The sequence below is a fragment of the Bacillus sp. 204(2023) genome, assembly GCF_037027505.1.
In the GTDB taxonomy this organism is placed as follows: domain Bacteria; phylum Bacillota; class Bacilli; order Bacillales; family Bacillaceae; genus Bacillus; species Bacillus subtilis.
In genome coordinates this window covers 19,536-33,091 of record NZ_JAXCHE010000005.1, presented here as the reverse complement: position 1 = coordinate 33,091, position 13,556 = coordinate 19,536, and the positions used below count along the sequence as shown (strand labels likewise).

Annotated in this window: 13 protein-coding genes; 2 read left to right on the top strand and 11 right to left on the bottom strand. The window is 47.5% G+C overall.

Annotated features, from left to right (window positions below; genetic code table 11):
• Positions 1 to 39 precede the first annotated feature (39 nt).
• Both ganR and lutR read right to left on the bottom strand, forming a co-directional pair.
• Positions 40 to 1,038 carry a galactan degradation operon transcriptional regulator GanR gene (gene ganR / locus WA279_RS11675; RefSeq protein WP_021480639.1) on the bottom strand — a complete coding sequence of 333 codons (999 nt, stop codon included), beginning with the start codon at positions 1,036 to 1,038 and terminating at the stop codon, positions 40 to 42.
• 181 nt (positions 1,039 to 1,219) lie between these two features.
• On the bottom strand, positions 1,220 to 1,942 hold the full coding sequence (gene lutR / locus WA279_RS11670; RefSeq protein ID WP_029318374.1) for an L-lactate utilization/bacilysin biosynthesis transcriptional regulator LutR: 723 nt from the start codon (positions 1,940 to 1,942) through the stop codon (positions 1,220 to 1,222).
• Between the two features lie 227 nt (positions 1,943 to 2,169).
• Here lutR and lutP point away from each other — a divergent pair, with 227 nt between their 5' ends.
• Positions 2,170 to 3,861: an L-lactate permease LutP gene (lutP, locus tag WA279_RS11665; protein ID WP_336155464.1), complete on the top strand. Its 1,692-nt coding sequence runs from the start codon at positions 2,170 to 2,172 to the stop codon at positions 3,859 to 3,861.
• 26 nt (positions 3,862 to 3,887) lie between these two features.
• Here the strand turns inward: lutP and rpoN are convergent, their stop codons facing one another.
• A complete protein-coding gene (rpoN, locus tag WA279_RS11660; RefSeq protein WP_336155463.1) occupies positions 3,888 to 5,198 on the bottom strand; it encodes an RNA polymerase factor sigma-54 in 1,311 nt (436 codons plus the stop codon).
• A 78-nt stretch (positions 5,199 to 5,276) separates the two neighbouring features.
• Between rpoN and yvfG the strand changes: the two genes are divergently transcribed.
• Complete coding sequence (gene yvfG, locus WA279_RS11655) at positions 5,277 to 5,495, top strand: protein YvfG (protein ID WP_003219905.1); 219 nt, start codon at positions 5,277 to 5,279, stop codon at positions 5,493 to 5,495.
• A 9-nt stretch (positions 5,496 to 5,504) separates the two neighbouring features.
• On the opposite strand, the gene WA279_RS11650 is transcribed toward yvfG, so the two are convergent.
• Genes WA279_RS11650 through WA279_RS11615 form a run of 8 tightly spaced genes read right to left on the bottom strand, consistent with a single transcriptional unit; the run spans position 5,505 to position 13,535 of the window.
• Positions 5,505 to 6,473, bottom strand: coding sequence for a polysaccharide pyruvyl transferase family protein (locus WA279_RS11650; protein WP_336155462.1), 969 nt, complete (start codon positions 6,471 to 6,473; stop codon positions 5,505 to 5,507).
• Positions 6,452 to 7,618, bottom strand: coding sequence for a DegT/DnrJ/EryC1/StrS family aminotransferase (locus tag WA279_RS11645; RefSeq protein WP_336155461.1), 1,167 nt, complete (start codon positions 7,616 to 7,618; stop codon positions 6,452 to 6,454). The genes WA279_RS11650 and WA279_RS11645 overlap by 22 nt, the downstream gene beginning before the upstream one ends.
• Before the next feature lie 4 nt (positions 7,619 to 7,622).
• Positions 7,623 to 8,273 carry an acetyltransferase gene (locus tag WA279_RS11640; protein ID WP_336155460.1) on the bottom strand — a complete coding sequence of 217 codons (651 nt, stop codon included), beginning with the start codon at positions 8,271 to 8,273 and terminating at the stop codon, positions 7,623 to 7,625.
• Complete coding sequence (locus WA279_RS11635; protein ID WP_014480945.1) at positions 8,270 to 8,878, bottom strand: sugar transferase; 609 nt, start codon at positions 8,876 to 8,878, stop codon at positions 8,270 to 8,272. Before WA279_RS11635 ends, WA279_RS11640 begins: the two co-directional genes overlap by 4 nt.
• Complete coding sequence (locus tag WA279_RS11630) at positions 8,875 to 10,392, bottom strand: MATE family efflux transporter (protein WP_336155459.1); 1,518 nt, start codon at positions 10,390 to 10,392, stop codon at positions 8,875 to 8,877. The genes WA279_RS11635 and WA279_RS11630 overlap by 4 nt, the downstream gene beginning before the upstream one ends.
• Entirely contained in the window at positions 10,389 to 11,423 is a 1,035-nt protein-coding gene (locus WA279_RS11625) for a glycosyltransferase (protein WP_336155458.1), read from the bottom strand. Before WA279_RS11625 ends, WA279_RS11630 begins: the two co-directional genes overlap by 4 nt.
• The gene (locus tag WA279_RS11620; protein WP_336155457.1) at positions 11,420 to 12,496 is read right to left on the bottom strand and encodes a polysaccharide pyruvyl transferase family protein; all 1,077 of its coding nucleotides are present in this window, start codon (positions 12,494 to 12,496) and stop codon (positions 11,420 to 11,422) included. The genes WA279_RS11625 and WA279_RS11620 overlap by 4 nt, the downstream gene beginning before the upstream one ends.
• A gap of 4 nt (positions 12,497 to 12,500) precedes the next feature.
• Positions 12,501 to 13,535 carry a glycosyltransferase family 2 protein gene (locus tag WA279_RS11615; RefSeq protein ID WP_335449629.1) on the bottom strand — a complete coding sequence of 345 codons (1,035 nt, stop codon included), beginning with the start codon at positions 13,533 to 13,535 and terminating at the stop codon, positions 12,501 to 12,503.
• Between the last annotated feature and the right edge of the window lie 21 nt (positions 13,536 to 13,556).

The following is a 13,556-nucleotide window of genomic DNA, read 5'->3' as shown; positions in this document are numbered from 1 at the left end:
TTTTTTTACCTAAATAAAAAAATGACTTAGTGTCCTAAGTCATCCTTCATTCATACTCTTCCTGACGATTAATTCTGCCCCCACATATAATGTTTTTACCGTTCTTCTCTTGTCCTGCACTTGTTCAAGCAGTAATTGAACAGCATTTTTACATAATTCATGTATATCAATATGAAACGTCGTCAGAGGTGGCGAGACATACTTCGCGAAGCTGATGTTGTTGATACTCACAATGCTTACCCTGTTTGGTATGGCAATTCCTTTTTCGTTCAGGGCTTGCAGACAGCCCACTGCAATCGGGTCCGCTGCAATCATAAAAGCAGTCGGAAGCTGATCGCCTAATGTGTCGATCGCTGCTGACATCAGGCGGTAGCCGTTTTCTACAGAGAATCCGCGATGACAAAAAATATAGCGCTCGTCCAGCATGGCTTTTTCCCTCATATAGGATCTGAAGGTTTGTTCACGGATGTCCATTTCATCCTGATTGGTATTCGGATTTTTGTATGTGCCGCCGATAAAACCGATGCTCTTATGCCCCTTCTCAGTCAGGATGTTTACCGTCTTCTTTGTCATTTGTGCCAAATCGGGCCTTACCGAGTCAAAATGATCGGGATCAGGAGTTGAATCGATGAACACGCCGTTTTCAGTGAGATTTCTGAGGAAAGCCAGCTCTTCATCTGAAAATGTGCCAACGGCAATAAACCCTTCCGTATGTTCAGGAATGCTCTCGATTCCATCCGCTATTTTATAAGTGGTCATATCGACATTGAATGCCTTCGCCAGTTTCTCTACTTCTAATCTCATCGTTTTAAAATAGACATCTTCTAATTCTTCTTTATCTGTCAGCCAATATAAAAACGCAATATGTTTCACCAGCGGCCTTACTGTTTTTTTGCGGTAATTGAGCTTTTCCGCCGCTTCATAGATTTTCTCCCGTGTCTCATCAGGAACAGAAAGGCTTTCATCGTTATTTAAAACGCGGGAAACGGTTGAGATTGAAAATCCCGCTTCCTGCGCGATATCTTTAATTGTCGCCATTGCATCTGCCTCCATTATTCAGCTCGCATTGTTTTAGTAAAATATTTTACTTTCTTTTTCGCAAATGTCAAGTGCACAAAGCCCTCTGGCTGCCTCATGTAAAAAGACTGAACCATTTGCGGCTCAGTCTCAGTTGTTCGTATCATTCGGAACCGGCGGAATTGCCCGGGAAATGAGTTGGTTATTGCACATTTTCCTCGAAATATCCCGAAAGCACATCTTCCACATTCGTCAAATGTGCCAGCATGGCGGCTTCCGCCTCTGCACCGTTCCCGGCAGCCACAGCATTGTAAATCCGTTCGTGCTCCTCATACAGCCGCTGAACGGAGGTCTTCTTGGAAAACAGCCAGATTTTCCTCGTTTCCCTCATTGTTTCCAGCAGCAATGATGACACGTGATTCATCAAGTGTTTAAGAAGTTCATTTTGAGAAGCGTCCGCAAGCGCAAGATGAAATGCAAAGTCTGCTTTCTCTCCCAGCTCACCGTCCGCTTCAATGCTGCCCATTTCCTTTAGTGCATCCTGAATTCTTTCGAGATCTGCTTCTGTCCTTTTTTCAGCCGCTAGTGAAGCCACGCCGATTTCAAGCAGTTTTCTGACCTCGAGCAGCTGCTTGACGTCCTCTTTTTTCATCAGAAGGGCCGCTGAGAGCGGCTGAGAGATTTGATTGAGCTCAAATTCCTTCAGATACGTGCCTTCTCCCTGTTTCATTTCGACAAGCCCCATCGCTTTTAGCGCAGAAAGTGCTTCGCGAACCGCTGAACGGCTGACTTGAAAGCTCTCAGCAAGCGCCTGAACAGAGTCCAGTTTATCCCCCGGCTTCAATTCGCCGTTTTTGATCATATCTAATAGGGCATCTGCTACTTCTTCATATATTTTTTTTGTTTTAATCTGTTTGTATTTCAATGCAATTCACCCCGTAACTTGTAGGTCTGGCTGTTTACGATCTATTATACTCTGTTTTGTGGGCCGCCAAAAGATTTTGACTATTTTGTCAAAAAGTCTTGTACTTTGATTTTTTTCAAAATATAATGCTAGGTAACTGGTCTTATTACCCAGTCATCAGATGATCATATCATCTATAGAAACCGCTTACATACGGCGCCAGTTTATGTTTCAAGGAGGGGTTTGGGATGCAATGGACACAGGCATATACGCCTATAGGGGGAAATTTGCTATTATCAGCGCTTGCCGCACTTGTACCGATTATTTTCTTTTTTTGGGCACTCGCGATTAAACGGATGAAGGGGTATACAGCAGGCTTGGCCACATTGGGGATCGCCCTTATCATTGCTGTATTGGTTTATCGGATGCCGGCGGAAAAAGCGCTGATGTCCGCGACACAAGGAGCCGTATACGGATTGTTGCCGATCGGCTGGATCATTGTGACGTCTGTTTTTTTGTATAAAATCACTGTGAAAACGGGACAGTTTGATATCATTCGCAGCTCTGTTCTCTCGATTACTGATGACCGACGGCTTCAAGCTCTCTTGATCGCTTTTTCATTCGGGGCTTTTTTAGAAGGGGCAGCAGGCTTCGGAGCGCCGGTCGCCATTTCTGCCGCGCTGCTGGTCGGTCTCGGCTTTAATCCTCTTTATGCTGCGGGGATCTGTTTGATCGCCAATACGGCGCCGGTTGCCTTTGGGGCGATTGGGATTCCAATTACAGCCGTAGAAGGGCCGACAGGGATTCCGGCGATGGAGATTTCGCAAATGGTCGGGCGGCAGCTGCCGTTTTTATCCGTATTTATTCCTCTTTATTTAATCATCATCATGAGCGGGTTCAGGAAAGCCTTGGAGATCTGGCCGGCGATTCTCGTATCCGGTGTTTCCTTTGCTGTTGTTCAATATCTCAGTTCCAATTTTTTAGGGCCTGAGCTGCCCGATGTTTTGTCAGCTCTTGTTTCAATGGCTGCACTTGCTGTGTTTTTGAAATGGTGGAAGCCGAAAACAACATTCCGGTTTGCCGGTGAACAAGAGTCAGCCGCCTCAATTGAAACGGCGCGCATAAATCCGGCAGCGCCTGCATACAGCGGCGGACAGATTTTTAAGGCTTGGTCGCCATTTCTGCTGCTGACGGCGATGATTTCCGTATGGGGCATTCCATCTGTCAAATCTGCACTGACTGGGCATTATGAAGGCTCTGCGGTGTTCTTAAAGTGGCTGAATGCTGTTGGAGAAAAACTGACTTTTTCCCCCGGTGTGCCTTTTTTGAACAATCAGATTGTCAATGCTGACGGTACGCCGATTGAAGCGGTTTACAAGTTGGAGGTGCTTGGTTCAGCCGGCACCGCGATATTGATTGCCGCAGTGCTGTCAAAGTTCATCACGGCGATTTCGTGGAAAGACTGGGGAACCGTTTTTAAAGAAACAGTCCAAGAATTGAAGCTTCCGATTTTGACCATTGCTTCTGTCGTTGGTTTTGCCTATGTCACCAACTCCTCGGGAATGAGCACGACACTCGGGATGACACTCGCGCTGACAGGTTCGATGTTTACCTTCTTTTCGCCCGTTCTCGGCTGGCTCGGCGTCTTCATTACCGGCTCGGATACTTCCGCCAACCTGCTGTTCGGCAACCTGCAGAAAGTCACCGCATTATCGGTCGGTATGGACCCTGTTCTGTCTGTCGCCGCCAACTCTTCAGGCGGTGTCACAGGAAAAATGATTTCGCCGCAGTCGATAGCGGTGGCGTGCGCCGCGGTAGGACTCGCCGGAAAGGAATCAGATCTTTTCCGCTTTACCATTAAACACAGTCTGTTTTTGCTGCTGCTCGTTTGTATCATCACCTTTTTGCAGCATCACGTATTCAGCTGGATGATTCCTTAAAAAAATCCTCCCGTCTAGGGAGGATTTTATTTATATCGCTTTCTCGCTGCCGATGACGGAATATTCATTTGATCGCGATATTTTGCCACGGTGCGTCTCGAGATTTGGATGCCGTGTTGTTCATACAGCAAATCGACAAGCTTTTGATCTGAAAGCGGTTTTGTTTTGTCCTCTTGATTGATCAGGTCTTCAAGATGCATTTTGACTGCATAATTCGACGCATCTCCCTCTCCTGAAGCCTCGGCTTTTGCTGAGAAAAAGAGTTTCATCTCAAACAGCCCGTAAGGCGTTTGTATTGTTTTCCCTTTAATGGCCCGGCTCACAGTTGATTCATGAAGGCTTAGACAGTCCGCCACCTCTCTGAGAGTCAGCGGCTTCATTGCGCTTCGCCCTTTCAGAAAGAAATCCTTTTGGCGTGTGATCAGTTCATTGATAATTCTCGTGATTGTCTGTTTTCGCTGCCGCAGCGCGCGGCTCAGCCAGCGCCACTCCTGATATTTCGCAGATAAATAGGAGACAGTATCCTGACAAGAGCCGGATGATAAAAGCGTTCTGTACTGCGGATGCAAATCGATCTCGGGAAACGAGCGGGTATTCAGTTCCGCTGCGATGTGCCCGTTTTTTACGGTGATAAAAATGTCAGGCTCAATATACACATCTTGCTCTGGCCGGGCAAACAGAAGGCCAGGTCTAGGATGAAGAGCCGCGATATCATCTGAGATATCTTGAATGGTATGAAGCGGAATTCCTGACTCCACTGAAAGCGCTTTCCATTTTTTTTGCGCAAAAGCATCAAAATGAGCTGAAACCAGCATTTCTGCTTGTTCATTTCTGTTCGGCAGCCGCTGTAATTGAAGAAGGATGCATTCCTGCAAAGATCTCGCGCCGATTCCAGCCGGTTCTAATGACTGGAGTTTTGCCAAAACAGCCTCCGCTTCCTTGGCCGATACAGATAGGCGCCGTGCTGCCTCCTCCACATCTTCTTCCAAGTATCCATTTGAATCAAGCGAATGAATCAGATAATTAAAAATCTTTTTTTCAGTATTTGTCAGATTCATATCGAGTGACTGCTGTTTTAACGCATCCTGCAATGTTTTTTGCGGATTACTTAATTGAAGGCCCGCTTCCTGTGCATTCATCCTGTTTTTGTTTGTTTTATGGTAAGATAGTGGCGGTGTGTCTGTTTCCTTTCGTTCAATAAGAGGGTTTTCCAGTGAGAGCTCATCAATGTACTCGGCGAGTTCTGCCGAGTGATAGCCAAGCAGCGTGATGGCCTGCCTGAGCTCCTGTGTCAGTTGAGGCTTTAATACTTGTACTTGCTGAAGTTTCATATCCATCTTGCTCACTCCCCTTTCTTCATTGTACATGATTGAGATCACACCGTATACATTTATGAAAAAGGAGCTGCCAAAGAAATGTCTGAACTTTTTTCCGTCCCTTATTTTATTGAGAATTTAAAACAGCATATTGAAATGAATCAGTCTGAGGATAAAATCCACGCGATGAACAGCTACTACCGTTCCGTCGTCTCAACACTAGTGCAGGACCAGCTGACGAAAAACGCAGTCGTACTGAAACGGATTCAGCATTTAGATGAAGCATACAACAAAGTCAAACGTGGAGAATCAAAATAAACCTTCCGCTCACACGTGAGCAGGAAGGTTTTCCTTCTTTGAGGCGTGCTGGATGAGCCGGGTGCCTGGCACTCCTTCCATCCAGGTATGAAAGTAATTGGCGTTTTTCCCATAGGAATTATCAATGACCGTGTTTTCTTTTTGAAGAAGAGAGGACAAGATGTGTCCGTGCAGCCTTGACGTTTCCACCGATTCGTAACGGCTGAAAAACCGAATGGCTTTTTGGACGATATAATCCGAGTATTTTCCCCATATATACGCAATGGGCAAAGGGTTGCCTGCTTTTTTATTCAGGACGTTCAGCGTTTGCAGAAAAGCAATCGTCCGGCGGTCTGAAGCTGACAGCACCGTGCGCCAGTCGTAGCTTTCCGCTTCTGTGTGTTCCTGAAGCGCCTGGTTTGCTTCATGATCTGTTCGGATAAATCTCAGCTTTTGATTGGACGGCTGCTGCGTGGGAATGACGGGAAACAGCTGATGAGCCATATCAGGCAGAAGCTGAATGTGATTTTTTGAAAAATATGCCTGTGCCGTAGCATAGGAGGCTTTTTCCCTTGTCATGATGTGAAGGTTCGCATGCTTAGAAAATATCTCTGCCGTCCGTTTGAGGTTGTCTTTGTTTTGGAAATAAATCGATTGCGGCAGGATCACAATTTTGTGGTTCGGATAGGTTTGGACGATTTTCTCTCTAAAGCCTTGATAATACGGATACAAATCCCCGAAGTTTCCGCCTCCCTGGCAGACGATGATGAGATTAGGATCCAGCTTTCGCCCGACTGGAAAATTGTCAGGATTCCAGCGTTTTCTGACCCGAATCCCGTGTTCTTTAAAGAAGGCTTCTGTTCCTTTCATAATAAATAAATCCCCTACATTCCCATATAGAGGATAGTCCGCATATATAATCTCTGATTGTTTCGGAATGACGTCGAGCAGCCCGGACAGTTTCTGCTTCAGGCTGATCATCGAATGCTTGCTGTCCATTTCTTCACCTCGGCAGTTTGGAATAAGTGCAGTAGCACTTCAATGACCCGGTCTTGCTCATCTTCTGTCATATTGGACCCCGATGGGAGACAGATTCCCCGCTTGAACAAATCTTCGCATACGCTTCCTGTATCTTCATAAGAATAAAATAAAGCCGGATCGAACAGCGGCTGGGTATGGAGCGGCTTCCACAGCGGACGGGCTTCAATGTTTTCTTCAGCAAGACGTTGAACTACGTCATATGGGCTGAGCCCGTTATCAAGTGTGAGCGTGGTGAGCCATCGATTGGATACGCCTGCTGCGTACTCCGGCATAAAGCGGACGCCGTCTATGTGACCGAGCGCATTTTTGTATCTCGTGAAAATGGCCCTTCTTTTCTCCACTCGCTCATCCAGCACCTCAAGCTGGGCAATGCCGACGCCGGCTAAGATATTGCTCAGCCTGTAATTATGCCCCATTTCACTGTGCTGATAATGAACAGCCGGCTCTCGTGCCTGCGAAGCGAGAAATCTTGCTTTATCAATTGCGGCTTCATCATTTGAAACGAGCATCCCTCCCCCTGATGTGGTAATGATTTTGTTCCCGTTAAATGAAAAAATGCCGAAGCGCCCGAAAGTTCCGCTTTGCTTCCCTTTATAGACTGTCCCCAGAGATTCGGCTGCGTCCTCAATGACAGGAACTCCGTATGCATCACACAGGCTTACGATTTCATCCATTTTCGCGCTCTGCCCATATAGATTGACGGCAATCACCGCTTTTGGCAGTGTTCCATTTCTTTTCGCTTCCTCCAATGCTCTTTCAAGGGCTGTCGGCGACATATTCCACGTATCAGGCTCAGAATCAATAAAGACGGGCACCGCTTTTTCATATAGAATCGGATTGGCGGTTGCTACAAATGTGAAGGACTGGCAAAACACGCTGTCACCTTCTTTTACCTCAAGTAAACGCAGCGCGAGATGAATCGCCGCCGTTCCTGAGCTGACCGCAGCTGCTGCTTTTACACTGACTCGTTCTGCCAGCTGTTCTTCAAATGTATTCACGAGCGGCCCAAGCGGCGCGATCCAGTTTGAGCGAAAGGCTTTTGAAATATAGTGCTGCTCCCTGCCGCTCATATGAGGGGGAGATAAGTAGATTTTTTTATGCATAGAATCATCCTTTGTTTGATGTTTGAATGGAAGAAATGATGCGTGCCGGTGCACCGGCCGCCGTTACCCTGTCCGGTATGGGACGGATCACCGCGGAGCCGGCTCCGACAATGCTCCAAGCCCCGATTGTGATCTGCGGTATGACGGATGCACCAGTTCCGACGTGAGCGCCTTCCTGAACGGAAACCGCTCCTGACAGCGTGACACGCGGGGACAGATGAACGTAATCGCTGATTTGATTATCGTGCTCTGCCACTGCACCCGTATTGATGATGCAATGAGCGCCGATGCGCGCATCCGCCTGAATGATCGCGCCCGCCATAATTACTGTCCCTTCCCCAATGACAGCCGACCTGCTGACGATGGCTGACGGGTGAATCAATGTAATAAAATCACCTTTCTTCAGTCCCAGTCGCTCCGCCAGCTGTTTTCTGACATTGTTATTTCCAACAGCAATCAGAAACAGCACATCAGGAATGAGCCTGCGCAGTTCAGTAACGGCTTCCGGCGGTCCTGTGTACCATTCTTTTCCGCCTTCGAACGTTTTGAATTTATCATCCAGCACCGCGGCTAAGCGCGTATCTGAACGGGCGTTTATCAGCTCTCTGATCACCTTTCCGTGTCCGCCGTCACCCACAATGGCCACATTTTTCATGAGGACACATCTCCGCTTCCGGTAAACCGTTCCGCGGTCACATGATTGGTTTGCTGAATCCCTTCTGAAACAAGGACCTTTCGCACCGTCAAACATAAAATTTTCAAATCGAGAAAAAATGACCGGTTGTCAACGTACCAAACATCTAATTCAAATTTCTTTTCCCAGGAAATCGCGTTTCTGCCATTGATTTGCGCCCAACCTGTGATACCCGGCTTCACCTCATGGCGCCGTGCCTGTTTTTCTGTATAAAGAGGCAAATAGTCCATCAAAAGCGGCCGCGGCCCGACAAGGCTCAGATCGCCCTTTAGGACATTCAGGAGCTGTGGAAGCTCATCAATGCTCAGCTTTCTGATCAGCCTGCCCGTTTTCGTCAGCCGGACTTCATCAGGCAGCAGATTTCCTTCACTGTCCCGTTCATCCGTCATTGTCCGGAACTTATATAGGGTGAACGGTTTGCCATGCAGGCCCGGCCTTACTTGCTTAAAGAAGACAGGTGATCCTATTTTCAGCCTGACAACGGCGATGGTGAACAGAATGATCACACTTGTACAGCACAACAAAAAAATGGCGGCCGTCAGATCAAAAAGTCGTTTCAGGATCAAAGATTCACAGCTCCTTTCGTTTTTCGAAACCGTTTTAATACCAGCTGTCTTTCCTCTTTTGTACAAACGAGCATAAAAGCGAAAACAGCGTAGAAAAAGCTGACTGTCACTCCCGTCGCTATCAATGACGGCCAGCTGTCAATCTTCACAATGAACTGAATTGCCTTACAGACCGTCCAGGCAAACACAGCGGCTGAAAGAGGCCCGATGATGCCTTTAAAGAACACGTGCTTTTTGTAGCCTGTAATGCGGGATACGTAAAGCGGCGTAAAGATGGCATTTTTTAAAATAAGAGAAATGGCCCCTGCCAATGTTATGCCGTACAGACCGAGATGAGCCGGCCCGCTCAGCGTGACCGCCAGCACCACATTCACCGCACCTAACAGCAGGGTAACAATCGCCGGTGTTTTTTGTTGATTAAAAGCGGTCCATATATAAAACAGCGGCATAAAGGCGAGGCTGACAACCAAGTATCCGGCATGAATAAATAAAAGCGGTGCTATCGTTGAAAAGGACGGTCCGAGCCAGATTGTCAAAAAAGGTCCCGCCAATCCGCCCAATAAGGCAGCAGGAAGTGCAAGCAAAAGACCATTGAGCCTTACTGCCTTATTGGCATAATTCATCAATCCGTCCATATCGTCTTTTGAATAATATGAAGTCATGATAGGCGCAAACAGGGATGCGACCGTTCCGGCCAAGCTGCGCAAAAGCAGCGGAAACTGGATAATCGCCGCGTATTTCCCGGATGCGGATGCCCCCAGCATCAAATTGGCGGTTAACAGATCAATCTGCAAAAAAAGCAGGACGCCGATTTGATTGACGGAGCTCCATGCGCCCGCTTGAAACAGCTCCTTGCTTGTGCGGAATGAAAGATCCTTCATACGAAACGAAAACCACGGAATCAGCTTTTTGAAGAAATAGAAAGACAGCACAGACGCAATAACAGCACCAGCTAAAGCTGCAAGCTGGATCTGCCAGATTTTCGGCGCAAAGCATGCAAACAGGAGCAGCACAGACAGCACCCGTATAAGCATTTGCACCGCCTGAATGGAACTGGTGATATAAAGGCGGTTGGCATAAAATGGTGCAGCGCCGAAACCCGCCATCAGAAACGTTAAAATAAACAGCAAACTGCCGATTAAAATCGACAAACGCACATCAGCCAAAAGCGCTTGCGGCACATTCATGACGCGGTCAATAAAAAAAGCCGAACCCGCAAGCGGCAGCAAGAGCAGCAATGAAATCAAAACAGAGGCCGCTAAATAATTGCTGATATACGCATTTGCTTTCTCCCGCTCTCCCCTGTGGGCAGCAACAGAAAAGAACCGAACGACAACCGAGCTGAGCGCCACGGTAATAATCGAAAAGTAATTAATCACATTTTGTGTCAAGTGAACAAAGCCAAACGCTTCCACACCGAGCGTTTTGACAATAAAAGGCGTCATCCAAACCGATAGGAAAACGGACAAGAGAAAAGCCGTGAGATTAGCGCTGAAGTTTATTGTGAATTTCATGCTTGCTTCGCACTGCCTTTCATTGTCCCCCGATGCTCGAAAAACAGCTTGATGAGAAAAGTGAGCCGCCATTTACACAGTGCTAATACCAAGCGCTCTCCTCTTAATAATTTCTCATGCTGAAACGGTGTATGTCTGACAGCCTGCCGCACCATGTCATAGGATAAAATCTGCCTGATCTTCTTTTTGATGTCTTTCGGCGAATTCGGAGAAGCACAGGCATTTGCCAAAAGCATCGGAAGCTGGTGCCTGCAAATGTACACATTCAAATCTTCTTGGCATGCGCCTGCTAAGCCATAGTGATTGTAGAATGCGATTTTAGCTTGATATTGTTTTTGAAGATGTTCATCCATCGCCGGCTTATAAGGGATTTCTGTCAGGCTGTTCGGGTTTTCACGATAAATGTACAATCCCTCATCAAGCATTTTCACCCGCTCCGCTTCGCAAAAAGCGGACAAATTGAAGGGAGAGTCTTCAGCAAAACGGATGTCTTCATCAAACATCAGATTCGCCCTATCAAAAAGCTCACGGCGGTAAAGATAACGCCATACATACCAGATAAATCTCGTTTCGTGAGCATGTTTAAGCCGTTCAGTCATTTCTCGTTTTGTCAGCACGCGGTTTGCCTCAAGCTGCGGCGGCACATATGTCCGCCTGTCCGATGACTGTTTGTAAAAACCGCATCCGACGATGTCGAGCCGATTTTCCTCCGCTTCTTCAGCCAGTCTCTGGAACATGGAGGAAGATACATAATCGTCTCCGTCTACAAAGCCGATGTAAGTGCCCCGCGCGGCCTTTATTCCCGTATTTCGCGCTGAACTAAGCCCGCCGTTTGCCTGATGAATGACCCGGATTCTCGCATCCCGTTTTGCATAGTCCTCTGCAATTTCGCCTGAACGATCCGGTGTTCCGTCATTCACGAGGATGATTTCAATATCCGAAAGCGTTTGGCAAAGCAAAGAATCAATGCACTCCCCTATAAATGGTTCAACATTATACATCGGGACAATAATGCTGACGAGCGGGGTCATTGCGCTTCACCGCTGATTTTGTCACGCAGACCTTTAAAATACACATCTCTCGGAAAGCCTGCACGGGGTGTTTCTTTTGTTAAAAGCTCATTGACTGCGGCTGTTACGCGCTCTGGCTCCGGATGTTCTATCAGCTTCATGAACGGGATGTCTTTAAGCCATTGATAGCCCTCCATCACCTTATGGTCAAAGGAGCGAATGACAACACACGGCGTTCCTGTCAGCGCGCAAAAAATCATGCCATGAAGCCTGTCAGTGACGACGGCTTCTGCGCTTTGCAGCTTAGACCACAGCGCTTCAAGTTCTTGTTCGCGTGTATCGCGGCTGACCCGGCGCCCGATCGTTGTCGTAAAGGATTTGATCTCGCCGAATTCCTCAAATAGCGCAGCCTTGACCCGGTTCCTCTGGTCCTCCTGAAGCACGCTTTCCTGATCCTCGCGCAAACACATATAAACCCCTTCGCGTTCTGCGGGGGTCTTGCTTCTGTCTAAATACAGCACCATGTCCGGCTGCTTCAAAATTGTTTTTTCTTGAAAATGCTGTTTCATAAATTGATACGTTGTTTCATCCCGTGCCATGAGCAATAGGCCGGGGTGCGCATTATAAATTTTCTGTGCCCGTTTCAGCTCTTTGCGCCCCTTTTTCGTGTCAGAAAAATGAGCCGTTGCCGGAAGCTGGACAACCCGATAGTCACGGAATGTTTTAATGATGAAGCGGCGCGTCCACTCCTCATAACAGTATAAATCCCCCATGTTTCCGCCGCCGATGATAAAGACCATATCCTCCGGATGGCGCGAGCGGATCAGATTTTTTGCTGATTTGTAAATGTCCTTCATATCGACCTCGACGATGTCAAAGTCCGGGTATTCTTGCTCCAGAAATGCCTTGCTGGCATAAGCAATTGCGTGATCACCCAAATTGTCATGGGACGGCAGCAGGGTCAGTATGATTTTTTTCTGATGTGCTGCGGCCTTTACCGGTTGATCTGCCGCTCCCAGCCAATATTGGGACGGGTATTTGACCTTTAGCAGCAGCCATTCTGCAAAATTGATTTTCAACGATTGTAACGACATGTCCTCACCCTCTGTTTCTCATTTTGTACTCGATCACCCGCTGATACACAGCCGATGCCATAGCGACGAACGGAATCATTCTGTATTTCGCCATCAGAAGCAGGCATGACCGTTTTGCGTCAAAAGGAGCGGTACCCGTTTTTGAAAGACTTTCTTGAAACACCGGGTCCGCGCATATCACGCCAACATTTCTAAGCTTTTCAAACAGCCGGCGGCTGCCGCTCGTTTTCCATTCATTCAGCATACAGATGCTGCTGTGAAGAACGATAAAGGTATCAAGCTCCTTGCGATACTCCTCCAGTTTGTTGTTCTCCTGTAAAAACGCCGCATTCGCCTCATACAGCGCAAGTCCTGATTCAAACAATTTTTTCTGATAGCGCTGCACAATGGAGGAAAGGTGAATTCGATAATGATAGAGCGGCGTTTTTACGTAGGATACTGAGCGGGCGAAAAAGTGAGCCCTGAAGCTGAAAAACTGATCCTCGACATGCTCCAGCTCGCCTCGGAGCGGAAACGACAGCCGATGGGCTTCAATCATGCTTCTTCTGTACAGTTTGTTCCATGAAAACCCTCTGACCTTCCCTTCGAATAACGCCTTGATATAGTGCTCCTTCGGCTGATCCTGATAGGTTTGGGCAATGTCTGAGTCCATGGTTTTGCCAGTGTCCTCAAACTCTGCGGCGTAATTGCAAATGACCAGATCAGTTTCATCGCCTGCTGCCCGGAGCATCTGCTCGCAATAATCAGGTTCGATCCAATCGTCTGAATCGATAAACGCGATAAATTCGCCGCTTGCCGCCTCAATGCCTTTATTCCGAACCGCACCGAGACCCTGGTTCTCCTGATGAATCACCTTGAACCTGTTGTCCACTTTGGCGTATTCTTCTGCGATATCCGGGCTGGCGTCTGCTGAACCGTCATTAACAATGATGATTTCTATATTGTCCACTGTCTGGTTCCGCAGGGATTCGAGACACGTTCTGATATATGTTTCTGTGTTATAAACAGCGACTAACAGACTAACCGCAGGTGTTTCCATAATGACCGGCTCCTCTTGCAT